General features: G+C 72.0%; 20 protein-coding genes, 1 tRNA gene and 1 riboswitch. Of the genes, 6 read left to right on the forward strand and 15 right to left on the reverse strand.

Translation table 11 applies throughout. From position 1 onward, the window contains the following. The first annotated feature begins 398 nt into the window (after positions 1–398). Positions 399–800, forward strand: a complete 402-nt coding sequence (locus MTF69_RS33945) for a cupredoxin domain-containing protein (RefSeq protein WP_243340209.1) — start codon at positions 399–401, stop codon at positions 798–800. A 90-nt stretch (positions 801–890) separates the two neighbouring features. On the opposite strand, the gene MTF69_RS33950 is transcribed toward MTF69_RS33945, so the two are convergent. Next, positions 891–2,039 carry a DUF1152 domain-containing protein gene (locus tag MTF69_RS33950; RefSeq protein ID WP_243340210.1) on the reverse strand — a complete coding sequence of 383 codons (1,149 nt, stop codon included), beginning with the start codon at positions 2,037–2,039 and terminating at the stop codon, positions 891–893. 230 nt (positions 2,040–2,269) lie between these two features. On the opposite strand from MTF69_RS33950, the gene MTF69_RS33955 reads away from it, so the two are divergent. Continuing rightward, a complete protein-coding gene (locus MTF69_RS33955) occupies positions 2,270–3,667 on the forward strand; it encodes an STM4012 family radical SAM protein (protein ID WP_243340211.1) in 1,398 nt (465 codons plus the stop codon). A gap of 28 nt (positions 3,668–3,695) precedes the next feature. On the opposite strand, the gene MTF69_RS33960 is transcribed toward MTF69_RS33955, so the two are convergent. Together MTF69_RS33960 and MTF69_RS33965 are read right to left on the reverse strand one after the other, a co-directional pair. Further along, positions 3,696–4,598 carry a DMT family transporter gene (locus MTF69_RS33960; protein WP_243340212.1) on the reverse strand — a complete coding sequence of 301 codons (903 nt, stop codon included), beginning with the start codon at positions 4,596–4,598 and terminating at the stop codon, positions 3,696–3,698. Between the two features lie 326 nt (positions 4,599–4,924). Next, a tRNA-Pro gene (locus MTF69_RS33965) sits at positions 4,925–4,998 on the reverse strand. 119 nt (positions 4,999–5,117) lie between these two features. On the opposite strand from MTF69_RS33965, the gene MTF69_RS33970 reads away from it, so the two are divergent. Further along, positions 5,118–5,633 carry a DUF309 domain-containing protein gene (locus MTF69_RS33970; RefSeq protein WP_243340213.1) on the forward strand — a complete coding sequence of 172 codons (516 nt, stop codon included), beginning with the start codon at positions 5,118–5,120 and terminating at the stop codon, positions 5,631–5,633. Between the two features lie 113 nt (positions 5,634–5,746). Here MTF69_RS33970 and MTF69_RS33975 read toward each other — a convergent pair whose 3' ends face one another. The 4 genes from MTF69_RS33975 to MTF69_RS33990 are packed head-to-tail and all read right to left on the reverse strand — an operon-like array spanning position 5,747 to position 8,994. Beyond that, positions 5,747–6,136 carry a VOC family protein gene (locus MTF69_RS33975; RefSeq protein WP_243340214.1) on the reverse strand — a complete coding sequence of 130 codons (390 nt, stop codon included), beginning with the start codon at positions 6,134–6,136 and terminating at the stop codon, positions 5,747–5,749. 4 nt (positions 6,137–6,140) lie between these two features. Then, positions 6,141–6,773: an LUD domain-containing protein gene (locus MTF69_RS33980; protein ID WP_243340215.1), complete on the reverse strand. Its 633-nt coding sequence runs from the start codon at positions 6,771–6,773 to the stop codon at positions 6,141–6,143. After that, positions 6,770–8,242: a lactate utilization protein B gene (locus MTF69_RS33985; protein ID WP_243340216.1), complete on the reverse strand. Its 1,473-nt coding sequence runs from the start codon at positions 8,240–8,242 to the stop codon at positions 6,770–6,772. The genes MTF69_RS33980 and MTF69_RS33985 overlap by 4 nt, the downstream gene beginning before the upstream one ends. Then, on the reverse strand, positions 8,239–8,994 hold the full coding sequence (locus tag MTF69_RS33990; RefSeq protein WP_243340217.1) for a (Fe-S)-binding protein: 756 nt from the start codon (positions 8,992–8,994) through the stop codon (positions 8,239–8,241). The genes MTF69_RS33985 and MTF69_RS33990 overlap by 4 nt, the downstream gene beginning before the upstream one ends. Positions 8,995–9,012: 18 nt before the next feature. Here MTF69_RS33990 and cobF point away from each other — a divergent pair, with 18 nt between their 5' ends. Next, a complete protein-coding gene (gene cobF, locus MTF69_RS33995) occupies positions 9,013–9,765 on the forward strand; it encodes a precorrin-6A synthase (deacetylating) (protein WP_243340218.1) in 753 nt (250 codons plus the stop codon). Between the two features lie 4 nt (positions 9,766–9,769). Here the strand turns inward: cobF and MTF69_RS34000 are convergent, their stop codons facing one another. The 4 genes from MTF69_RS34000 to MTF69_RS34015 all read right to left on the reverse strand — a co-directional run bounded on the left by MTF69_RS34000 (position 9,770) and on the right by MTF69_RS34015 (position 15,411). Continuing rightward, positions 9,770–10,987, reverse strand: coding sequence for an aminotransferase class V-fold PLP-dependent enzyme (locus tag MTF69_RS34000; protein WP_243340219.1), 1,218 nt, complete (start codon positions 10,985–10,987; stop codon positions 9,770–9,772). Between the two features lie 126 nt (positions 10,988–11,113). Beyond that, complete coding sequence (locus MTF69_RS34005) at positions 11,114–11,752, reverse strand: anaerobic ribonucleoside-triphosphate reductase activating protein (protein WP_243340220.1); 639 nt, start codon at positions 11,750–11,752, stop codon at positions 11,114–11,116. After that, complete coding sequence (locus tag MTF69_RS34010) at positions 11,749–13,527, reverse strand: ribonucleoside triphosphate reductase (protein ID WP_243340221.1); 1,779 nt, start codon at positions 13,525–13,527, stop codon at positions 11,749–11,751. The genes MTF69_RS34005 and MTF69_RS34010 overlap by 4 nt, the downstream gene beginning before the upstream one ends. A 42-nt stretch (positions 13,528–13,569) precedes the next feature. Next, positions 13,570–13,710, reverse strand: a riboswitch (cobalamin riboswitch). Between the two features lie 102 nt (positions 13,711–13,812). Continuing rightward, a complete protein-coding gene (locus MTF69_RS34015) occupies positions 13,813–15,411 on the reverse strand; it encodes an endo-1,3-alpha-glucanase family glycosylhydrolase (RefSeq protein ID WP_243340222.1) in 1,599 nt (532 codons plus the stop codon). A gap of 476 nt (positions 15,412–15,887) precedes the next feature. Between MTF69_RS34015 and MTF69_RS34020 the strand changes: the two genes are divergently transcribed. Continuing rightward, the gene (locus tag MTF69_RS34020) at positions 15,888–16,346 is read left to right on the forward strand and encodes a hypothetical protein (protein WP_243340223.1); all 459 of its coding nucleotides are present in this window, start codon (positions 15,888–15,890) and stop codon (positions 16,344–16,346) included. 124 nt (positions 16,347–16,470) lie between these two features. On the opposite strand, the gene MTF69_RS34025 is transcribed toward MTF69_RS34020, so the two are convergent. Together MTF69_RS34025 and MTF69_RS34030 are read right to left on the reverse strand one after the other, a co-directional pair. After that, positions 16,471–18,690 (reverse strand): NADP-dependent isocitrate dehydrogenase, encoded by a 2,220-nt coding sequence (locus MTF69_RS34025; RefSeq protein ID WP_243340224.1) that lies wholly within the window; start codon positions 18,688–18,690, stop codon positions 16,471–16,473. A gap of 234 nt (positions 18,691–18,924) precedes the next feature. Further along, positions 18,925–19,278 (reverse strand): DUF805 domain-containing protein, encoded by a 354-nt coding sequence (locus tag MTF69_RS34030; RefSeq protein ID WP_243340225.1) that lies wholly within the window; start codon positions 19,276–19,278, stop codon positions 18,925–18,927. Positions 19,279–19,552: 274 nt separating this feature from the next. On the opposite strand from MTF69_RS34030, the gene MTF69_RS34035 reads away from it, so the two are divergent. After that, the gene (locus MTF69_RS34035; protein WP_243340226.1) at positions 19,553–20,557 is read left to right on the forward strand and encodes an NAD(P)-dependent oxidoreductase; all 1,005 of its coding nucleotides are present in this window, start codon (positions 19,553–19,555) and stop codon (positions 20,555–20,557) included. A gap of 146 nt (positions 20,558–20,703) precedes the next feature. Here the strand turns inward: MTF69_RS34035 and MTF69_RS34040 are convergent, their stop codons facing one another. Together MTF69_RS34040 and MTF69_RS34045 are read right to left on the reverse strand one after the other, a co-directional pair. Then, positions 20,704–21,849, reverse strand: a complete 1,146-nt coding sequence (locus MTF69_RS34040) for a sensor histidine kinase KdpD (protein WP_243340227.1) — start codon at positions 21,847–21,849, stop codon at positions 20,704–20,706. Next, the gene (locus MTF69_RS34045; protein WP_308401487.1) at positions 21,846–22,568 is read right to left on the reverse strand and encodes a response regulator transcription factor; all 723 of its coding nucleotides are present in this window, start codon (positions 22,566–22,568) and stop codon (positions 21,846–21,848) included. The genes MTF69_RS34040 and MTF69_RS34045 overlap by 4 nt, the downstream gene beginning before the upstream one ends. Positions 22,569–22,610 lie beyond the last annotated feature (42 nt).

A 22,610-nucleotide genomic window follows, 5' to 3' on the forward strand; every position in this document is an offset into this window, starting at 1 on the left:
GCCGCCGGCGTGCCGGCCCGGCGGCCCGGTCGGACACGGTCGGCACCGCGGCGGCTCGGGCCTGGCTGCCCGGAAGCCCCATCGCCACGAAGTGCCCCAGTGGCGGCGGCCTGGGACAATGGCCGAAGAGACTCAGATCCGAACGGGAGCCTTCCGCTGCCTGCCAGCACCCGACTGCGCTGATCACCATGGCAGTTCGGTTGGCAGCGCTCATCAGCGCACTGACTCTCGTCACCCTGCTGTGCGACATCGTGCGGCTGATCACGGCCACCGAAGGCCGCCACGGCGCATGAGCCGCCTCGCCCACGACAGGCGGACGTGAACCGGCCGGGCGAGGTCACGAAGGAGAGACCTTCAGGGCCGGTCAAGATCATGGCAGATCCATGAGAGGAGTGGCCATGTCACTCACCCGTTCTCGCCGCATTCGTAACCGTACTCGGGGAGCAGCGGTCGGCGCCGCCTGCGCCCTGCTCGCCATCGTCGGCGCCACAAGCACCAGCGCCGCACCCCTGTCCCCACCCGCCAGTACGTCGACCGTCACGATCGAGGGTGCAGAGGTTCGGATCCAAGGCTTCAAGTTCCTCCCTTCGGAGGTCAAGGTACGTGCCGGCGCAACAGTCACCGTGATGAACGAGGACTCGGCTCCGCACACTTTGACCGCCACCGAGGACTATGCCTTCGACACCAGCACGATCGAAAGCGGCGCGTCCGCCACCTTCACCGCACCGTCCAAGCCCGGCAGTTACCCGTTCTTCTGCTCCTTCCACCCGCAGATGAAGGGGACACTCATCGTCAGCTGAACGCTGCACGTCGCCGCCGAGACCCCAGCGCACGTCCTGCGCGAAACGCCGGGCACGGCTCGCCCAGGGAATGGACAGGCGCCATTCCGTTCAGACTGTCCCCTGTGTGCCTGCGCCCACCCGGGCAGCGCCCGCAAGACGCCACAGCGGCGGCACATGCCGCAGGGGAGAAGTCACGCGCAGCACATCGAGCAGGCCGCGGGTCTCTGCGCTCGACAGGTCGAGTTCCTCGGCGATCCTGCGGGTGGTGACGTACGTGATGCCCTCGGCCAGTGTGTCGCGCTCCCAAGCCGCGAAGCGGTCCCGGACGGTCTCGGCGTCCCGGAGGGCACCGAGACTGCCGGGGGTGAGCAGCGCGTCGGGGTGTGCCGCACGGTGGTGTTCGCGGGCAATTTCCGAAAAGCCGCACACCCTTACGGATGCTTCCTCGGCCTCGTCCAGGCTCGAGGAGCCCCTGAGCGCGCGGGCCAAAGGGCTGAGCTCCAGGGCGCGTGCCAGGCCGAGGCGGTGGACCTGACACGCCGAGTCGTCCAGCACGACCGGGCTCGGGGCGTCCCTGGTGCCGCAGACGCCACGCACGCCTCGGGCCGCCGCGACGAGCATGGCGCTCGCCTCCGAAGGGTGCCATTCGAAGACCCCGAGCACGCCCTCGGTGTGCTCGGCGGTGAGGGAGAACGCAGGCCCGCCGAGCCTGGGCAGCAGCGCGGGCAGGGGCACCTCGTTGTCGAGGCCGGGCCCGGCGACGTACACGGCGGTCGGAATGCCCGTGGCCGCGCAGGCGGCGAGGGCGAGGGCATCGCCCAGCGGGCTGCGCAGGGTGGGCTCGTCCCCCCGCGCCACGATGTCGCCGCCCACGTCGACGAGGTCGATCCAGTCGGCTCCGCACCAGCGGGCGGCCGCGGCGATCTGCCGGGCCAAGCCGAGCGCGCCGTCGTACGGGTCGAGCAGCCCGAGCCGCGGCCGCAGTTCGCGGGCCAGCCTCGGTAGCAGCGATCCGGCCGGGGCGATCGGCGCGGTCGCCGGGGTGACCAGGGCGAGACCCGGGCCGGCCGGTTCGGTTCCGGTGAAGTCCGTGGCGCGGCGCGGCCCCGGTACGGGATCGACGACCAAGCGCTCCCATGCGTAGGTCAGGACGAGGGCAGGGGTGTCCGACCCGTGCATCGCGGCGTGCACCATCGCCGCCGTAATGGCGTCACCGCCACCGCCCGCGGCGATGAGAAGTCGCTTCGTAGTCGTCATGGCGGACACAAATACCTCACGAATTGTCCACAGCGCCACCTCGACTGCCTTATTTTTCCGGGCAATTGAGGAGGTAAGCCACCCACCTGCAAAAAGTACATATGAACCTCCATGCACCCAAAGCCATTTTGGATTAATTGCACTACAGAAATTCGCTCACCGCCCACCTAGGGTGACGCATTGTCACGAACCAGTGATCTGTCAATCCTGAAGGTGAGTCAACTTCCCCCATGACGACGACCGTTCCGCTCCCGACCCCGACGCTCCGGGGTTTACTTCCGGTCACCGAGCCGGAGACCCCGTACGACCAATACGTGTACGCCTACCCTCACCAGAAGGCGTACCGCCTGCTGGAGAACGGTCCGCTGCTGAGCGACCTGTGGTCCAAGGAACGGCTCGACAGCCTGTCGCTCTACGCGCATATACCCTTCTGCGAGATGCGCTGCGGCTTCTGCAACCTGTTCACCCGCACGGGCGCCCCCGAGGACGTCACCCGTGACTTCCTCGGCACCCTGGAGCGTCAAGCCCGGGTGACCAGAGAGGCGTTGGAGGCCAAGGGAGAGCCGATCCGGTTCACGCTCGCGGCGTTCGGCGGGGGCACCCCCACCTACCTGACGGCGGACGAGCTGACCCGGCTCTGCGACATCAGCGAGCACATCATGGGCGCCGATCTCAAGGCCGCCTCCTGGTCGGTGGAGACCTCCCCGGCTACGGCGACCGCCGACCGGATCGCCGTCCTCGCCGAGCGCGGTGCGACCCGGCTGAGCATCGGGGTGCAGAGCTTCATCGACGAGGAGGCCCGCGCGGCGGTCCGTCCGCAGAAGCGCGAGGAGGTCGAAACGGCGCTCGCCCTCCTCAAGGAGGCGAAGTTCCCGATCCTCAACATCGACCTCATCTACGGCATCGACGGCCAGACCGAGCGCACCTTCAAGGTCTCCCTGGACGCCGCGCTCGCCTGGGAGCCGGAGGAGGTCTACCTGTATCCGCTGTACGTACGCCCGCTGACCGGACTCGCCACCCGCCACGCCAAGACGCTCCAGGACTGGAACGAGCAGCGGCTGCGGCTCTACCGCTACGGCCGCGACTATCTGCTCTCCGCGGGGTACGAGCAGACCTCGATGCGCGTCTTCCGGCGCATCGGCACGGCCGCCGTCGAGGACGCCGACGGCAACAGCATCAGCGAGTACAACCAGCAGGCCGGCATGGTCGGACTCGGCGTCGGCGCCCGCTCGTTCACCACCGACCTGCACTACACCACCGACTACGCGGTCGCGGTCCCCGAGGTGCGGCGCATCATCGACGACTACATCGCCACCCCGACCGAGCAGTTCCGGCGCGCGCAGTGGGCCTTCCGGATGGACGAGGGCGAGCTGCGCCGGATGTACGTCCTCCAGCACCTGCTGGAGTCGACCGGGATGCGCACCGCCGCCTACGAGCAGCGCTTCGCCACCCGCTTCGAGGACGACTTCGCGCCCCAGCTCGGAACGCTGCTGGAGAAGAACTGGCTCCGGGAGAAGGACGGGACGCTGGGGCTGACCCTGGAGGGAATGGCCTGGGCCGACGCGGTCGGCCCGATGTTCTTCTCGTCCCGGGTACGCGAGAACATGACGTCCTACCAGGACAGGTAGGAGGCGGGCCGGCTGCCGACGCTGTGTGTCAGCCGGCGACGCGCTCGGGCTCGGGCCGGGGCTCCGCCCCGGCCCGGCGGCTGTGCGGCACGGATACGAGAACCAGTCCACCCAGCAGCAGCCCGGCACCGGCCGCGGCGAGCGGCCCGGGCCGCTCGCCGAGCAGCGCCACTCCGAGCACGGTGGCGACCAGCGGCTCGGTCAGGCTCAGGGTCCCCGTGGTGGCGGCACTGAGCCGCCCGACGCCCCGGGTGAACAGCAGATAGCCGAGCGCGGTCGTACCGAGGGCGAGCCAGCCGATGAGTGCGACCGCGCGCGGGGTGCCCAGTCCCTCCGGGGCCACCAGCAGATAAGGAGAAACCAGCAGCCCCGCGCACAGCACGCTCACCGGAGCCGCCGCACCGAGGTCCGCGCCCATGGAGCCCAGCTCCTTGGTCGCGGCGATGTAGACGCCGAAGCTCGCCCCGGCCACCACCCCGCACAACACGCCCAGCACATCGGCCCGCGACCCGCTGCCGGGCAACAGCAGCAAACCGATCCCGGCAACGGCGCAGGCCGTACCCCACAGCCAGCGCGAAGCGAACCGCTCACCGGACAGCAGGCGCGCACACAGGCCGCTGACCACAGGTACGGTCCCGAAGGCTACGGCGGTCGCCAGAGCCGCGCCGGAACGCTCGACGGCCTGCAGGAAGCAGACCTGGAAGGCGGCCGTGACCAGCACGCACAGGCCGAGCCAACTCCGCACCCCAGGGCGGGTGAGGGTGCGCAGCCCCGCCGGACGCACCGTCAGCAGGCTGAGCACCAGCCCGCCCAGCAGCATCCGGGCGGCGCCGAGCGACACCGGGTGCGTCCCGGTGTCGGCCCAGATCTGGGCCGGCCCGACGGTGCCCCACAGCACCGCCGCCACCAGCACGTTTCCCACAGCGCCCACGACAACCCCCGCTCCCCAGCCCTGAATGTGGCGAACATATCCGGGGCCGACCAGGCAGACCTAGTGGGCGAAACCATGAGATCTCCGGCCCTCACCCCCGCCGGGCCGTGGGTTCACACAACGCTGCCGCGGCACCAGCGGCGCGGAGGCCGGGCCGTACACGTGGGGGCAGCGACTGCCCCTGAACAGCGCGAAGGCGCACCTTGACCGGGTCAAGGTGCGCTTCGGACCCAGTCAAGTGCGCTGGTCCCATCTGGTCCCCAGAAACGATCAAAAGGCCGTGTCGGATTCCTCCGATACGGCCTCTGACCTGCGACTCTTTCGAGTCGGGACGACAGGATTTGAACCTGCGACCCCTTGACCCCCAGTCAAGTGCGCTACCAAGCTGCGCCACGTCCCGATGTGCTTCTGATCTGGGGTTTCCCCCGTCTCGGCGGCACATGCAGAACATTACCCCACAGTGAGGGGTGTCCATGCACCGGTTATCGGCGGGAGGGGGGAGGAAGAGAGGATGAAGGGGTGAACGCACGGGATCGGGACGGTGAGGGGCGGGCGCGGAGCGCGCGGCCCAGGGACGGGCTGGGACGGCCGCTGCCCTACGGGGCCCAAGGGGTGGAGCGGCAGCCCGAGGGAGTGGTGCGGTCGCCCGGGGAGACGGTGGCGCAGGCGCAGCTGCTGCTGGACGCCGGGATGCCCTTCCACGCGCACGAGGTGTTCGAGGACGCCTGGAAGTCGGGGCCCGATGCCGAGGCGCTGCTGTGGCGGGCGCTGGCGCAGCTGGCGGTCGGGCTGACGCACGCCGCGCGCGGGAACGCGGTCGGCGGGGCCCGGCTGCTGCGCCGCGGAGCGGATGCCCTGGCCCTGGCCGGGCGGGAAGCAGCCGGGGCCGGGGCAGCGCCCGGGCGCCCTTACGGGATGGACCTGGTCGGGCTGGTCAGCTGGGCCCGGGAGCTGGCGGGGCGGGTGGAGGCCGGAGCGGTCGTCGACGCCGCCGCCGAGGCGCCGCACCTCACGGGCGGCCCCGGCCCGGTCTGAGCCCGGGGCGACACCGGCGGACGGTCCGGCCCCGCCGGGGCGGCGCGGCGCGGGCCGGGCCGGACCGGGCCCTCGGGCTCCTCGGGCGGTGCCGGTCCAACGCCCGGCCAGGGCTACGCCGGCTGGAGGAGGTCCCAGCGGTTTCCGTAGAGGTCCTGGAAGACGGCGACCGAGCCGTACGTCTCGTGGCGCGGCTCCTCCAGGAAGCGGACGCCCTCGGCGGTCATCCGGGCGTGGTCGGCGGCGAAGTCGTCGGTGTAGAGGAAGAAGCCGACCCGGCCGCCCGTCTGGTCGCCGACGCGGGAGCGCTGGGCGTCGTCCTTGGCGCGGGCCAGCAGGAGGGCGGACTCCTTGGCGCCCGGCGGGCGCACCACGACCCAGCGGGATCCGTCCGGGCGCGGGGTGTCCTCGGCGAGGTCGAAGCCGAGCGCGCGGGTGTAGAAGTCGATGGCCTCGTCGTAGTCGTGGACCACGAGGGCGGTGAGGGCGAGGTGGGAGGACATGCCCTCATTGTGCGCCGAGGAGGACCACCTCCAGGGTGCGGGGACCGTGCACGCCCTCCACCCGGTCAAGCTCGATGTCGCTGGTGGCGGAGGGGCCCGAGATCCAGGTCAGGGGGCGGGTGGGGTCCAGGAGCGGCAGCGCGCGGGGGACGGAGTCCACCACCTGGCCGGGGACGCGGACCACGCAGATGTGATGGTCCGGGATCAGCGTGATCCGGCGCCTCCCCTGCTCCGGGCCGCCGTCGAGGACGATCGTGCCGGTCTCCGCGATCGCGAGGGCGCAGCCGGTCACCACGCTGTCCACCGCGTCCAGTTGGTGCGGGGTGGAGGCCGCGCGGTCGTGGATCCGGGTCGCGTCGACGGCCGCCGTCCAGTACGGGGGCAGCCCGGGCGGAACCAGGACCGACGCGGAGCCCCGCTCGGCGAGGAGCCGCATCAGCAGCACGGCGATGCCGTCCTCGTCGACCCGGTGGACCTTCGCGCGGTACTCCGCGAGGTTCGCGGCGAGCAGGTCCACGCTCTCGGCGGGGGTGCGGGCGCCGTGGACCGGGAGGTAGTCCCGGGGGATCGCGGTGTCCGGGCGCGGCTCGGGCAGGGCCCGGCGGATGCGGGCCAGGATCTGCTCCCTGGCGCTCACGGGCGTGCCTCCTTCTCGCGCGCCGCCCACCAGTCGCGGAACGAGCGCTCCGGGAGCTCCGGCAGCTCCCGGCTGTCGGTCCAGGCCCGCCCGGGCCCCGGCAGCCGGCGCGGTCGCAGCCGCCGGGCACGGGCCAGCAGCCGCTCCCCCGCGCGCAGCGCGCCCGGACGGTCGAGCAGGAGCCGGGCGGCCCGCATCGCGGCGCGCTCGGCGGTGTGGCCGTCGGCGGGGCGGATGCGGACCCGGATGCCCTCGCGGGTCACCGGGCCGCCCTGGGCGACCCGTTCGCGCAGGTGGACCAGTACCTCGGGGATGTCGATGGCGACCGGGCAGACTTCGTAGCAGGCCCCGCACAGGGTGGAGGCGTAGGGCAGGGTGGCGTCGATCTCGCTCCCGGTACCCCGGAGTTGGGGGCTGAGAATGGCGCCGATCGGGCCGGGGTAGACGGAGCCGTAGGCGTGGCCGCCGGCGCGCTCGTACACCGGGCAGACGTTGAGGCAGGCGGAGCAGCGGATGCAGCGCAGGGCCTGGCGGCCCACCGCGTCGGCGAGGGTGTCGGTGCGGCCGTTGTCGAGGAGGACGAGGTGGAAGACGGAGGGGCCGTCGCCGTCGATGACCCCGGTCCACATGGTCGTGTACGGGTTCATCCGCTCGGCCGTCGAGGAGCGGGGCAGGGTCTGGAGGAAGATCTCCAGGTCGCGGAAGGTCGGGATCACCTTCTCGATGCCGACGACCGAGATCAGGGTCTCGGGCAGGGTCAGGCACATCCGGCCGTTGCCCTCGGACTCGAAGACGACCAGGGTGCCGGTCTCGGCGACCATGAAGTTGGCGCCGGAGACGGCGACTTTGGCGCGCAGGAACTTCTCGCGCAGGTGCAGCCGGGCGGCTTCGGCGAGCTCGCGCGGGTCGTCGCCCAGTCCGTCGGGGGCCGGACGGCCCCAGGCGCCCATCTCCGCGGCGAAGATGTCGCGGATCTCGCCGCGGTTGCGGTGGATGGCCGGGACCAGGATGTGGGAGGGCCGGTCGTGGCCGAGCTGGACGATGAGCTCGGCCAGGTCGGTCTCGTACGCGGCGATCCCGGCCGCCTCCAGGGCCTCGTTCAGGCCGATCTCCTGGGTGGCCATGGACTTGACCTTGACGACTTCCTTCTCCCCGGTGGCCCGGACCAGTTCCGTCACGATGCGGTTGGCCTCGTCGGCGTCGGCCGCCCAGTGGACGGTGCCGCCCGCGGCGGTGACGGCGGCCTCCAGCTGGAGCAGGTAGCGGTCGAGGTGCGCCAGCGTGTGGTCCTTGACCGCCTTGCCGGCCGCGCGCAGCCGGTCCCAGTCCTCCAGTTCGGCGACGGCCCGCGCCCGCTTGTCGCGGATGGTGTGCGTGGCGTGGCGGAGGTTGGCGCGCAGCACCTCGTCCCGTACGGCTTCGCGGGCCGCGTGGGGGAACGCCGGCATGCCCAGATGGGTCCCCGTCATACGAGTGGTTCCTCTTCCGTGGCGGCCAGGATCTCGGCGAGGTGCAGGGCCCGCAGCGGGGCGCCCCGGCGGCGCAGGATGCCGTCGAGGTGGGCGAGGCAGGAGTTGTCGGCCCCGCAGAGCACTTCGGCGCCCGTGGAGAGCGCGTGGGCGGTCTTGTCGGTGCCCATCGCGGCCGATACGTCGGGGTTCTTGACGGCGAAGGTCCCGCCGAAGCCGCAGCACTCCTCGGCGCCGGGCAGTTCGCGCAGTTCCAGTCCGCGTACGGCGGCCAGCAGCCGCCGGGGCCGGTCCCCGAGTCCGAGGCCGCGCAGGCCGTGGCAGGAGGGGTTGTAGGTGACGGTGTGCGGGAAGTACGCGCCGACGTCGGTCACCCCGAGGACGTCGACCAGGAACTCGGTGAGCTCGTACACGCGCGGTACGAGGTCTTCGGCCAGCGCGGTCAGGGCGGGTCCCCGGCCCTCGGCCTCGGCCGCGCGCCCGATCCGGGGGTAGTGGGAGCGGATCATGGCCGCGCAGGAACCGGACGGGGTGACCACGTACTCGTACCCGGCGAAGGCCTCGGCGGTACGCCGGACCAGTGGTTCGGCCTCGCGCCGGTAGCCGGTGTTGTACTGCGGCTGGCCGCAGCAGCTCTGCGCGGCGGGGAAGTCCACGGTGACCCCGAGCCGCTCCAGGAGGCGGACGACGGCGATGCCCGTGCGCGGGTAGAGCGCGTCGTTGACGCAGGTGACGAACAGGGCGGCGCGCATGATGGGCACAATAGCCCGGTGAAGAAGTTCTCAGTGATCGGCATAGGCGCGGGCGACCCGGACCACCTGACCCTCCAGGCGGTCAAGGCGATCGGCGCGGCGGACGCATTCCTCATCCTGGAGAAGGGCGAGGAGAAGGCGGATCTGACCGGGCTGCGGCGGGCGATGCTCGACGCGCACGCCCGCCCCGGACACCGGCTGGTGGAGGGCCGCGATCCCGACCGCGACCGGACGCCCTCCGACTACACCCCCACGGTGGACGGCTGGCGCAGCGCGCGGGCCGAGCTCTTCGAGCGGTTCATCGCGGAGGACCTGGCGGAGGGGGAGACGGGCGCGTTCCTGGTGTGGGGCGACCCCTCGCTCTACGATTCCACGCTCGCGATCCTCGACGAGGTGCTGGAGAAGGGCCGGGTCGCCTTCGAGCACGAGGTGGTGCCCGGCATCAGCAGCATCTCCTCGCTGCTGGCCCGCCACCGCACCAACCTCAACCGGGTGGGCCGTCCGGTCCAGATCACCACCGGGCGCCGGCTCGCGGAGGGCTGGCCGGACGGTGTGGACGACGTGGTGGTGATGCTGGATGCCCGCCACGCTTTCACCGCCCACCTCGACCAGGACCTGTACATCTACTGGGGTGCGTACGTCGGCACCCCCGACGAGATCCTGGTCTCGGGGAAGCTGGCGGAGGTCGCCGGCCGGATCGAGGAGCTGCGCACCGAGGCCCGCGCCCGCAAGGGCTGGATCATGGATACGTACCTGCTCCGGCGCGGCTGAGGCCTTAGGGCAGGTAGGAGGGCAGGACCTCGGCGAGCCGTTCGTACTCCTCGGCCCGGTTGTAGATCTGCCCGCTCACCCGGATCCCGCCGCCGCCCGGCCAGGGCCAGATCAGTACCCGGATCCGCTGCTCGGCCGCGATCCGCTCGCGCAGGTCGCGGGCGGCGTCCGGGGTCTCGGCCATCCCGGGCGGCAGCCGCAGCGTGCGCAGGGCCAGGCCCTCGGTGTGCGGGAGCGGGACGATTCCGGGGATCCCGGCGAGCAGCGCCGCGCCGTAAGCGGCCAGCGCGCTGTTGTGGGCCCGTACCTTGGCGGCGTCGAGCTCCTCCAGCAGGTCGAGCCCGTCCGGGGCGGCGAGCCAGCCGGTGTAGTCGAAGGTGGCGCGGTTCTCCACGGAGCGCGGGAAGCCGAGGTGGTCCTCCCAGGAGGGCACCGGCGGCCGGACCCGGTCGCGGTGGTGCGGGGCGACGGACAGGATCGCGGTGCCGGACGGGGCGTAGGCCCATTTGTGGAGGTTGCCGAACCAGAAGTCGGCGCCCCCGCCCAGGGGGTCCGGGATCATGCCGGGGGCGTGGGCGCCGTCGACGATGGTGGTGACGCCCCGCTCGGCGAGTTCGGCGAGCAGCCGGGGCGAGGCGATGATCCGGGCGGTGGGCGAGCTGATGTGGTCGAGTACGGCGACCCGGGTCCGCGGGGTGATCCCGGCCAGCACGGCTTCCCGTACGGCGTCCTCGTCGGGGAGCTCCGTGCCCAGGGCCACGGTGGTGAGCGGGGCGCGCCGGGCGGCGGCCGCGACGACCGTGCCGTAGCCGTGGTCGGTGACCAGGATCTCGTCGCCGGCGGCGAACTGCACGGCGTCGAGGGCCAGGTTGGCGGCCTCGGTGGCGTTGGTCACGAAGGCGAGCCCGGCAGGATCGGCGCCGAGCCGGGCGGCGATCCGGCTCCGGGCCTCGACGAGCCGGCCGGGGGCGCCGATGAAGAAGGTGTCGGGGTCGGCGTGCGCCTGGGCCCGCAGGGCGGCCTGTGTCTCCTGGACGGGGATCGGCACCGCTCCGAACGACCCGTGGTTCAGGTGGCTGACGTCCTCGGAGAGCCGGAACAGCTCCCGCCCGCCCGGGAATTCGGCGGGGCGGCGTACGGACCCGCTGGGCGAGGCGGCCCCGGCCCGCCCGGCGGCGTCGGTGGGGTCGGCGCGGTCGGTCGGCTCGGCGGGCTGGGTCACGTGGGACCTCCGTGGGTGCGGCGCGGCTGTCGGACCGATCATGCCCCGCCGCCCACCCGGAGCGACAGCCCCTTCCCCGGCCATCGCGGCCGCGGCCGCCGGGTCCTCAAGGCGGCCGCCGTGCCCTCAGGCCGCCGGCGGGCGCACGGTCTGGCGGTGGGTGGGCCGTGCGCCCAGTTCCGCGAGCCAGTCGTCCAGGGCGGCCATGGCGGGCACGTCCAGGAGGGCCGGGTCCACCGTGGTGCGGAGCTGGTGGGGCACCCCCGAGGCGAGGAGCAGGCGCAGGCTGCGCTCCGCCGAGGCGGCCGCGTGGCCGATGCCCGTGACCTTCTCGTACCGGCCGGGCGGGGCCTTGACGTCGAAGCCGACCCAGTCCAGCAGGCCCGCATCCAGCAGCCGGGCCAGGCGGCGGGGGAAGGCTCCCCCGGTGTGGAGGCCGACCTCCAGGCCCAGCGCGCGGGCCTCCCGTACGGCCTGCGGCAGACCGCGCTGGAGCAGCGGTTCGCCGCCCGAGAAGACGATCCCGTCGAGGAGCCCCGTCCGGTGGGCCAGGTGGCCGAGCACCTCGTCCCAGGGGACGGCGGCGGGGGCCCGGGCGGGCAGCAGGCCGGGGTTGTGGCAGTAGCCGCACCGCCAGGGGCAGCCCTGGCAGAAGACGGTGGTCACCAGCCGGCCGGGCCAGTCGCAGGTGGACAGCCTGGACCAGCCGCCGATGCGGATGACTCCGGCCGGGGTCGCGGCGCCGGTCGCGGCGGCGCCGGTCACACCGCCGCCTTGAAGGGAACGCGCTCCGCGTGTTCGCCCTTCTTGCCGATGTTGAAGGAGGACACCGGGCGGTGGTAGCCCATGACCCGGGTCCACACCTCGCACGCCGCCCCGCACGTGGGGCAGTGGGGCTGCTCCCCCGCCAGGTAGCCGTGGTCCGCGCAGATGGAGAAGGTGGGGGTCACCGTCAGGTACGGGAGCCGGAAGGTCTCCAGCGAGCGCCGGACCAGCTTGCGGCAGGCCTCGGCCGTCGGGATCCGCTCGGGGGTGTACAGGTGCAGGACGGTGCCGCCCGTGTACTTGGCCTGCAGCTCGTCCTGGCGCTCCAGCGCCTCGAAGGGGTCGTCGGTCCAGCCGACGGGCAGCTGGGAGGAGTTGGTGTAGTACGGGTTGGCGTCGGTGCCGGCCTGGAGGATGCCGGGGAAGCGGGCCCGGTCCTCCTTCGCGAAGCGGTACGTCGTGCCCTCGGCGGGGGTGGCCTCCAGGTTGTAGAGGTGGCCGGTGCTCTCCTGGAAGTCGACCATCCGGGCCCGGACCCGGTCCAGGAGGCGGACCGCGAGGGCGTGGCCCTCGGGCGCGGTGATGTCGTACGCGTCCCCGCTGAAGTTGCGGACCATTTCGTTGACGCCGTTCACGCCGATGGTGGAGAAGTGGTTGCGCAGGGTGCCCAAGTACCGCTTGGTGTAAGGGAAGAGACCGCCGTCGATGAGGTCCTGGACGGTGATCCGCTTCAGTTCGAGGCTGTCCTTGGCGAGCTCGCACAGCCGGTCCACCTCGGCCAGCAGCCGCGGCTCGTCACCCGCGTGGAGGTGCCCGAGGCGGGCGCAGTTGAGGGTGACCACGCCGAGGGAGCCGGTCTGCTCGGCGCTGCCGAAGAGGCCGTTGCCGCGCCCCCGCAGCTCGGTCAGGTCGAGCTGGAGCCGGCAGCACATGGAGCGGATCATGTTCGGTTCGAGCTCGGAGTTGATGAAGTTCTGGAAGTACGGGAGCCCGTACTTGGCGGTCATCGCGAAGAGCCGCTCGGCGTTCTCGCTCTCCCAGGGGAAGTCCCGGGTGATGTTGTAGGTGGGGATGGGGAAGGTGAACACCCGGCCGGTGGCGTCGCCTTCCGTCATCACCTCGATGTACGCCCGGTTGATCATGTCCATCTCGGCCTGGAGCTCGCCGTAGGTGAAACCGGTCTCCTCCCCCGCGACCACGGGGATCTGCTCGCGCAGGTCCTCGGGGCAGGTCCAGTCGAAGGTGAGGTTGGTGAAGGGGGTCTGGGTGCCCCAGCGCGAGGGCACGTTCAGGTTGTGCACGAGCTCCTGGACGCACTGCCTGACCTGGGCGTACGTCATCGAGTCGAGGCGGACGTAGGGCGCGAGGTACGTGTCGAAGGAGGAGAAGGCCTGGGCGCCCGCCCATTCGTTCTGCAGGGTGCCGAGGAAGTTCACGATCTGGCCGACGGCCGAGGACAGGTGCTTCGCCGGGGCGGAGTCGATCTGTCCGGGGACTCCGCCCAAGCCCTCGGTCAGCAGGGTGCGCAGGGACCAGCCGGCGCAGTAGCCGCAGAGCATGTCCAGGTCGTGGATGTGGAGGTCGCCCTCGCGGTGGGCGCGGGCCACGGCGGCGGGATAGACCTGTTCCAGCCAGTAGTTCGCGGTGACCTTGCCGGCGGTGTTCAGGATGAGCCCGCCGAGCGAGTAGCCCTGGTTGGCGTTGGCGTTCACCCGCCAGTCCCGGCGGTCCAGGTATTCGGTCACGGTCTCTACGGCATCAATGACAGCAGTCACGGCGGCCCTCCCACGAGGCTCGGCACGGAAGAATGGCGGGCTCTTCTGAAAGCCCGTGCCGGCAGGTGTCGGACTCGTCCGCCGTGGCGGATTCACCGTTGCGGGGCAGTCCCGGATTCCCACCGGGTTCCCTGTTGCCTCGGTCGGGGGAAGCCCCGCCGAACCGGCGAGGCCAACACTACATATAGATGTGACGGCGGAGCACCACCACTACATATGGGGTGACGAAGGTCCCGCACCCAGGGACTTCGTCCCCTGCGGAGCAGCGGCCGGAGCCCTGCGGACTCAGCTCCGGCCGCTGGTGGCGGCCTGGTACTGGAGGTCCTGGACCTCCACCGTGCGGTCCACCCGGTGCCGCAGCTCCACCCGGGCCCCGGCCCGGCCGTCCCGCACCACGGCCGCCGAGCCGGCGCCCGGCCTCAGGGGCAGCAGCTCGGAGTGGACCCCGGCCGGGGCCGCGTGCGCGTCCTCGGCCGCCCCCACGGCCGTACGGATGCTCGCGGGCGCGGTCAGGAAGCTCAGCACCTCCACCGTGTCCCGGGCCGCGGCGCTGCCGCCCCGCAGCGACATCACGAGGGACTGGCCGCCGCTCGGGTCGGCGGCGGCGAACTGGGTGCGCGAGCTCAGGTACAGCGTGTCCCGGACGATCTTCGGCCAGCCGCCCGTCTTGAACCGGGTGAGGTAGTACGAGGAAAGGTCCAGGTAGGCGTGGCCGTTGTGCAGGGAGGGCGCGAACTGGCTGCCCTCGCTGTAGTCGTTCCAGGTGGTGAGCTGGACCCAGTCGGCCCCGTCCTCGATGGCGCGGTTCCATGTGGCGCGCAGGGTCGCGGTGTTGCCCGCCTCGTCGTAGATGCCCTGGTTGGGGCGGGCGTCCTGGACGGATACGGGCTGCATCCAGATCTTGCCCGCGGCGTGGGCGCGCCGCACGTCGCGCGTGGAGCTCTCCTGGCCGACGTAGCTGCGGCTGCCCCACTCGGAGAATCCGTAGCTGATGGGCTCGAAGGCGCCGCTGTGCGCGCCGAAGTCGAGGAAGAGCGGGACGAAGGCGGTACGGATGCCGTGGCGGGACTTCAGGACGTCCATGACCCGGGTCCACCAGGCGACGCTCTTCTCCTCCGCCTTGAACGGCGAGACGACCAGCCGTCCGTCGGGGAGCCGGTGGGCGGCCGGGGACTTGCCGAGTTCCGCGAGGAGGTCGGCGAGCACGGCCGGGTCGTCGGTGCCCAGGGAGGTCATGTCCGGCATCAGCATGACCTTGAAGGCCGGGTCCACCGAACGGGCCGCCTCCATCAGGAGGTTGCAGCGTTCGAGGTTCTTGCCGGAGAGGGAGAGCAGGTCGAGGGTGAATCCGTCGATGCCGGCGGCACGGGCCGTGCGGACCTCCTGCTGGAGGTTGGCGAGCTCCCAGTTCCCGGTGCGGGGCGGGACGGGCAGCGGCCGGTCGCGCAGCAGGCCGCCGTAGCGCGCGTGCTTGCCGTTCTCGCCGTCCGGCTTCAGGTAGTTGCGGGTGTAGTAGTCGACCTCGGCGTCCGCGTTGTCCAGGGAGAGCGGGTACGGGGTGAAGTAGTGGGCGAAGACCAGCTTCTTGCCGGCGGCGCCGGAGCGCAGGGCGGCCGGCTGCGGCAGGTCGAAGGGCAGGGCTCCGGTGGGGCGCGCTCCGCCGTCCGTACCGGAGCCCTGGGGCTTCGGGTCCGGGGCCCGCCCGCCCGGGCTCTGCGGGGCGGTGGCGCCCGGGGCGGAGGCGGTGGGGCCGGTGGTGGTGGGCGCGGGGCTGTCGCCGGGGGTCCCGGGCAGCGTGCCGGCCGGGACGGGTCCCGAGCGGGTCCGTGCGTCCGCGACGGTACGGGGCTCCCAGGCGATGCCCGTCGCGGCGAGGACGCCCACGAGGAGGAAGGCGGACAGGAGGAGGCTCAGCAGGGGTCTCCGACGCCGGAAGCCCGCACGGCGCCGGTGCGACGCGGGTCTCGTGCCCCGCCCTGCCCGACGTCGGTCCGCACTCATCCTGACCCCTCCCCCGAATATGCCCGCGCCATGCCCGCACATCGGGCGGCACAGCAGAAGTACAGCGGATTCCGGGCCCCCGGACAACTGTTCTCCGGGGCGGCTGCGAGCGGGCCGCGGGGCGAATGCGGGGCTACGGGCGTCCCGCCTGCGACGGGAGCCTCAGCCCACGGGCTCCGCGTCATTGGACAAAGGCACGCCACCTGTACAACTGCTGCGATCACCGGGCGCCACGGGCGATTCACCGGAATAGGGAATTCCCCTGGCCTTTCGAAGAAAGTGGCGCATAATCGTCTTCATGCGGCTTGAAACTACCCTCTTGCCGCGGATGGTCACGTATGCAGGGGGGCATCGTGCCGATGAGGGAATCCAGAGGCGCCGGTAGTACGTTCCCGGCGACCTCCGCGGAGCTGTCCCGTCTTTTCACCGCCGTGCGGCGGGGCAAAGTGCTGACCGTCACAGGACGGTTCCGCGAGCCCCGGAGCCTGCTCGTGCGGGAGATCGGGCGACGGCTCGCGTCCAATTTCTACGACGGCGTGGCCGTGGTGTCCATGGACCAGCGGTTCGGAGTCCGGGACCTGACCGCCGCGCTGGGCTGCGTACCGGGCATGCCGTTCCTGCCGTGCGGCACGTCGAACGCCGCCGCGTCGTGGCTGGCGGAGCGCGACATGCTGCTCGTACTCGACGGCTGCGAACACCTCGCGTCCGAGGCCCTGGACTGGCTGCGCGAACTGCTCGCCGTGGCTCCCGGACTGCGGATCCTGGCCGCCGGACGCGACCCGCTGGCCTTCGCACCAGAGCAGGTGCACCCACTGTGACCAGGTACGTAGACGGGTCCGCCATAAACGGGTCCGCCGCGAACGGGTCCGCCCCGGTCGGCGACTGCCGACCGGGGCGGACCCGTGGAAGCGGTGGAGGCGGTGGGCCTCAGCCCCGCGGACTTCAGCCGAGGATCGCGAGCGCCGCGTTCAGCGTCGCGGACGGCCGCATGATCGCCGAGGCCTTGGCGGCGTCGGGCTGGTAGTAGCCGCCGATCTCCGCCGGGGCGCCCTGGACGGCGATGAGCTCGCCGACGATCTTCTCCTCGGACTCGGCCAGCGTCTTGGCCAGCGGGTCGAAGGCGGCGGCCAGCTTCGGGTCCTCGGTCTGGCGCGACAGCTCCTGCGCCCAGTACAGGGCGAGGTAGAAGTGGCTGCCGCGGTTGTCGATGCCGCCGAGCTTGCGGCTCGGCGACTTGTCCTCGTTCAGGAAGGTGCCCGTCGCCCGGTCCAGGGTCTCGGCCAGCACCTGTGCGCGGGCGTTGCCGGTGGTGGTGGCGAGGTGCTCGAAGGAGACGGCCAGCGCGAGGAACTCACCGAGGGAGTCCCAGCGCAGGTAGTTCTCCTTGACGAGCTGCTGGACGTGCTTCGGGGCGGAGCCGCCGGCGCCGGTCTCGAAGAGGCCGCCGCCGTTCATCAGCGGGACGACCGACAGCATCTTGGCGCTGGTGCCCAGCTCCAGGATCGGGAACAGGTCGGTCAGGTAGTCGCGCAGCACGTTGCCGGTCACCGAGATGGTGTCCTCGCCGCGGCGGATGCGCTCCAGGGAGTACGCGGTGGCCTCGACCGGCGACAGGATCTCGATGGTCAGACCGTCGGTGTCGTGGTCGGCGAGGTACGTCTTGACCTTGGCGATCAGCTGCGCGTCGTGCGCGCGGCCCTCGTCGAGCCAGAAGACGGCCGGGACGCCGGTGGCGCGGGCGCGGGTGACGGCGAGCTTGACCCAGTCCTGGATCGGCGCGTCCTTGGTCTGGCAGGCGCGGAAGATGTCGCCGGCGGCGACCTCCTGCTCCAGGACCGTGGCCCCCGAGGCGTCGACGACGCGGACGGTGCCCGCGGCGGCCAGCTCGAAGGTCTTGTCGTGGCTGCCGTACTCCTCGGCCTTCTGGGCCATGAGGCCGACGTTCGGCACCGAGCCCATCGTGGACGGGTTGTACGCGCCGTGCGTGCGGCAGTCGTCGATGACGACCTGGTAGACACCGGCGTAGCTGCTGTCCGGGAGGACCGCGAGGGTGTCGGCCTCGGCGCCGTCCGGGCCCCACATGTGGCCGGAGGTGCGGATCATGGCCGGCATCGAGGCGTCGACGATGACGTCGGACGGGACGTGCAGGTTGGTGATGCCCTTGTCGGAGTCCACCATCGCGAGGGCCGGGCCCTCGGCGATCTCGGCGTCGAAGGAGGCCTTGATCGCGTCGGCGTCGGGCAGCGCGCCCAGGCCGTTCAGGATGGTGCCGAGGCCGTCGTTCGGGGACAGGCCGGCGGCCGCCAGGGTCTCGCCGTAGCGGGCGAAGGTCTTCGGGAAGAAGGCGCGGACCACGTGGCCGAAGACGATCGGGTCGGAGACCTTCATCATCGTGGCCTTGAGGTGCACGGAGAACAGGACGTCCTCGGCCTTGGCGCGCTCGATCTGCTTGTTCAGGAAGGTGCGCAGCGCGTCGACGTGCAGGACGGACGCGTCCACGACCTCGCCCGCGAGGACCGGTACGGAGTCGCGCAGCACCGTGACGGCGCCGTCGGCGTCGACGTGCTCGATGCGCAGCGTGCCGGCCTCGGCGATCACGGCGGACTTCTCGGTGGAGCGGAAGTCGTTCTCGCCCATGGTGGCGACGTTCGTCTTCGACTCGGTGGTCCAGGCGCCCATGCGGTGCGGGTGCGCCTTGGCGTAGTTCTTGACCGAGGCGGGGGCGCGGCGGTCGGAGTTGCCCTCGCGCAGGACCGGGTTGACGGCGCTGCCCTTGATCTTGTCGTAGCGGGCGCGGTTCTCGCGCTCCTCGTCGCTCTTCGGGTCGTCCGGGTAGTCCGGGAGCGCGTAGCCCTGGCCCTGGAGCTCGGCGACCGCGGCCTTGAGCTGCGGGATCGACGCCGAGACGTTGGGCAGCTTGATGATGTTGGCGCCCGGGGTCTTCGCCAGTTCGCCGAGCTCGGCGAGGGCGTCCGCGATCCGCTGGCCCTCTTCCAGGTACTCGGGGAAGCTGGCGATGATACGGCCTGCCAGGGAGATGTCACGGGTCTCGACATTCACACCGGCCGTCGACGCGTACGCCTGGATCACAGGCAGGAAGGAATACGTCGCGAGGGCCGGGGCCTCGTCAGTGTGCGTGTAGATGATGGTCGAGTCAGTCACCGGATGCTCCGCTCCACAGTCTGCGTCTCTCGTCTGCAACATTGCTCGACATCAAGATATCTCGTGATCGGGCCGGTCTGGACAGCCCCCCGACGCAAGCCCGTACGAGACACGCGTCACGCTCGATGGCCGGGGCCGCCCGGGCCCGCCCGGTCGGCCCCGGAACGGCGAAAGCGCCGCCACCGGCTGCTTTCAGCCGGGGCGACGCTCGGGCACTACCGCTTACGGACCTGCTCAGGCGTGGACGGCCTTCGGGCTCGGGCCGTACTGGTTCGGGTTCGGGTGGCCCTCGGTGGCCATCAGGACGATCGCCCAGATCCAGCCGACGAGCGGGATGAAGGCGACGAGGATGAACCAGCCGGACTTGCCCTGGTCGTGCAGGCGGCGGACGGAGACTCCGAGGTTCGGCAGGAAGGTGGCCAGCGCGTAGATCAGGTAGAGCAGCGGGGAGGTGGTGAGGACCGCGTCGAGGATGGCGACGATGATCAGCGCGGCGGTGTTGAAGAGGAAGAACATCCAGAACTCCTGGCGGCGCGCGCGGCCGGAGAAGTCGACGTACTTCTTCAGAACATCGGTGTAGTAGTGCATGAGTCCCCCCAAGAGACGCTGTGTCGGCCGGTCCCCGATGGAGCGAGCCGGGGCAGAACTTATGCCTCGCTTACCTCGCGGTCAAGCCACTTGACGCGGCACCAAAAGGGTTACTTTTCGCCGCTCGACGGCTCAAACACACCGGCACCGGGCGCAACATGGGACCCTCTGCCCCCGTTCCGTCACCACCCGTGACGAAATGACCTGACGGAAGTCTTACGGCGGGGCGTGGGAGCCCCCCCTGCGACCCCCCGAAGTCCGTAACGTCCCGGTCATGCGCGTACTCGTCACCGGCGGATCCGGATTCATCGGCTCCCACATCGTTACCACTCTGCGTCTCCACGGCCACGATCCCCTCGTCCTGGACCTCGTCCCCCCGGCGGACGACACCGAGTTCGTACGGGCCGACGTCCGCGACGCCGAGGCCGTACGCAGCGCCCTGCGCGGGGTGGACTCCGTCTGCCACCAGGCCGCGATGGTCGGCCTCGGCAAGGACTTCGCGGACGCGCCGGCGTACGTCTCCCACAACGACCTCGGCACGGCGGTGCTGCTGGCCGCGATGGCGGAGGGCGGGGTCCGGGACCTGGTCCTCGCCGGCTCGATGGTGGTCTACGGGGAGGGCCGGTACGAGTGCCCGCGCCACGGGGTGGTCCGCCCGGGCCCGCGCCGCGCCGCCGACCTGGCCGCCGGCCGCTTCGAACCGCACTGCCCCGTCTGCGACTCGGAGCTGACACCGGGGCTGGTCGCCGAGGACGCGCCGACGGATCCCCGCAACGTGTACGCGACCACGAAACTGGCCCAGGAGCACCTGGCGGCCTCCTGGGCGCGGTGCTTCAACAGCCGGGCGGTGTCGCTGCGCTACCACAACGTGTACGGCCCGGGGATGCCGCGCGACACCCCGTACGCGGGGGTGGCCTCCTTCTTCCGCTCCTCGCTGGCGCGGGGCGAGGCCCCGCAGGTGTACGAGGACGGCGGCCAGCGGCGGGACTTCGTCCACGTGACGGACGTCGCGGAGGCCAACGCCCTGGCCCTGGAGGCCTCGACGCCGCTCGGCGCGTGCACCGCGTACAACACCGGCAGCGGAACCCCGCACACCGTCGGCGAGATGGCCACCGCCCTGGCCACGGCCCACGGCGGCCCCGCCCCCGTCATCACGGGCGAGTTCCGCCTGGGCGACGTCCGCCACATCACGGCCGACTCCCACCGCCTGCGCACGGACCTGGGCTGGCGCCCCGAAGTCGAGTTCACGCAGGGCATGACGGACTTCGCGCACGCATAAATCAGCCCCGCCGGCGTTTGAGGCGCGGGGGTCCGGGGGCGGCGCCCCTGGCAACGGCGCCGCACCCACCCACGGCCGGGACCACATCCAGCCCCGCCGGCGTTTGAGGCGCAGGGGCCCGGGGCAGCGCCCCAGGAGTCCCGGCCTCAGGCCGACACCGGCAGGGTCACCTCGAACCGGCACCCCCCGGGAACGTTCCGCACCGCCGCCCGCCCCGCATGCGCCTCCACGATGCCCCGTACGATCGCCAGCCCCAGCCCCGCCCCCGCCGGAGGCGCCGGCACCGACGCCACCCCCGCCGGAGGCGTCCGCGCCGGGGTGCCCCGCCAGCCCGTGTCGAAGACCCGCGGCAGGTCCTCCGGCGGGATCCCGCCGCAGCCGTCCGTCACGGAGACGACCACCGCTCCCCCGTCCGCCCGTACGGAGGCCGCGATCGCCACCGTGCCGTCCACCGGCGTGTGCCGGATCGCGTTGATCAGCAGGTTGGCCAGGACCCGGGTCATCTCCTTGCCGTCCACCTCCACCGGCACCCGGTCCACCGCTGCGCCGTCGAGCCGCACCCCGCGCTCCCGCGCCAGCGGGTGCACCCCGGACAGCGCGTCGCCGACCAGGTCGTACACGGACATCCGGCTCGGGCTCAGCGCCAGCGCCCCCGCGTGGATGCGGGACAGTTCGAAGAGGTCACCGACCATGGAGTTCAGCCGGTCCACCTCGGTGCGGATCTGCCGGTGGTACCGCGCCGGATCCTCCGCCATGCCGTCCTCCAGCGCCTCGGACATCGCCCGCAGCCCCGCCAGCGGGGTCCGCAGATCGTGCGAGATCCAGGCCACCAGCTCCCGTCGCGAGGTCTCGAGCGCCCGCTCCCGTTCCCGGGACACCGCGAGCTTCTCGCTCGTCGCCGCCAACTCGCGTGACAGCGAGGCCAGTTCCGCGGTCGCCAACCCCGGAGGCGCAGCGAAGCTGCCCCCGTCACCGAAGTCCCGCGCGGCCAGCGAGAGTTCCCGGCTGCGGGCCACCACCCACCGCCCCAGCAGCAGCGCCACGGCCAGCGAGACCACCGCCGCCATCGCCACGACCAGGGTGACCACCCCGAGGTCGTGCCGGGACAGGAACATCGCCTGGGCCACGGCGAGCGTCCCGGCCAGCATCGCGGTGACCGTCACGGCGGCGATCACGGTCAGGGACACCGCCACCGACCGGTGCCGCACCAGCCTCAGCACGAGCGCGCCGACGGCGCCCGCGCACACGGCCCCGCCGAACGCGAACAGCGCGATGAGCAGTATGTCCTTCATGTCGCGGTCACCTCGCCCGGTTCGAAGCGGTAGCCGACGCCCCACACCGTCTGGATCAGCTTCGGCCGCCCCGGGTCCTCCTCGACCTTGGCGCGCAGGCGGCGTACGTGCACGGTCACCGTCGACAGGTCTCCGAAGTCCCAGCCCCACACCTCGCGCATCAGTTCCTCCCGGCCGTGCGCCTGGCCCGGATGCCGCAGGAAGTGCGCGAGCAGGTCGAACTCGCGGACGGTGAGCGCCAGTTCGCGTCCGCCCTTCGCGGCCCGGTGGGTGGCCGGATCGAGCGTGATCCCGGCGCCCGTGAGGCGGGCCTCCGCCGCGCCGGCCTCCGCCGCGCCGGCCCCCGCGGCGGCCGCGGCCCCGGCGGCCGCCGCGCGCCGCAGCACGGAGGTGACCCGCAGGACCAGCTCGCGCGGGCTGAACGGTTTCGTGACGTAGTCGTCGGCCCCCAGCTCCAGTCCCGCGATCCGGTCGTCCTCGTCGCCCCGCGCGGTCAGCATGATCACGGGCACCGGGCCGGCGGCGCGGAGCCTGCGGCACACCTCCAGCCCGTCCAGACCCGGCAGCATGAGGTCCAGTACGACCAGGTCCGGCCGGATGACCCCGGCGCGGGCGAGCGCCGCCGGGCCGTCGGCGACGCTCTCCACCGTGTAGCCGGCGCGCCTCAGGTAGCCGGTGACGACCTCCGCCACCGTCGGGTCGTCGTCGACGACCAGGATCCGCGCGGGCGCCGGCTCCGTACCGCCACCGCCACCGCCGCT

This window comes from Streptomyces sp. AP-93 (assembly GCF_022808175.1).
Classification (GTDB): domain Bacteria; phylum Actinomycetota; class Actinomycetes; order Streptomycetales; family Streptomycetaceae; genus Streptomyces.

Bases quoted from the DNA above. Each gene is read 5' to 3' on its own strand.
- MTF69_RS33945 (WP_243340209.1), top strand. From the start codon at position 399: ATGTCACTCACCCGTTCTCGCCGCATTCGTAACCGTACTCGGGGAGCA.
- MTF69_RS34020 (WP_243340223.1), top strand. From the start codon at position 15,888: ATGAGGGAATCCAGAGGCGCCGGTAGTACGTTCCCGGCGACCTCCGCG.
- MTF69_RS33985 (WP_243340216.1), bottom strand. From the start codon at position 8,242: ATGACGGGGACCCATCTGGGCATGCCGGCGTTCCCCCACGCGGCCCGC.
- MTF69_RS34040 (WP_243340227.1), bottom strand. From the start codon at position 21,849: ATGAAGGACATACTGCTCATCGCGCTGTTCGCGTTCGGCGGGGCCGTG.
- MTF69_RS34035 (WP_243340226.1), top strand. From the start codon at position 19,553: ATGCGCGTACTCGTCACCGGCGGATCCGGATTCATCGGCTCCCACATC.
- MTF69_RS33950 (WP_243340210.1), bottom strand. From the start codon at position 2,039: ATGACGACTACGAAGCGACTTCTCATCGCCGCGGGCGGTGGCGGTGAC.
- MTF69_RS33955 (WP_243340211.1), top strand. From the start codon at position 2,270: ATGACGACGACCGTTCCGCTCCCGACCCCGACGCTCCGGGGTTTACTT.
- MTF69_RS33975 (WP_243340214.1), bottom strand. From the start codon at position 6,136: ATGTCCTCCCACCTCGCCCTCACCGCCCTCGTGGTCCACGACTACGAC.
- MTF69_RS33990 (WP_243340217.1), bottom strand. From the start codon at position 8,994: ATGCGCGCCGCCCTGTTCGTCACCTGCGTCAACGACGCGCTCTACCCG.
- MTF69_RS34030 (WP_243340225.1), bottom strand. From the start codon at position 19,278: ATGCACTACTACACCGATGTTCTGAAGAAGTACGTCGACTTCTCCGGC.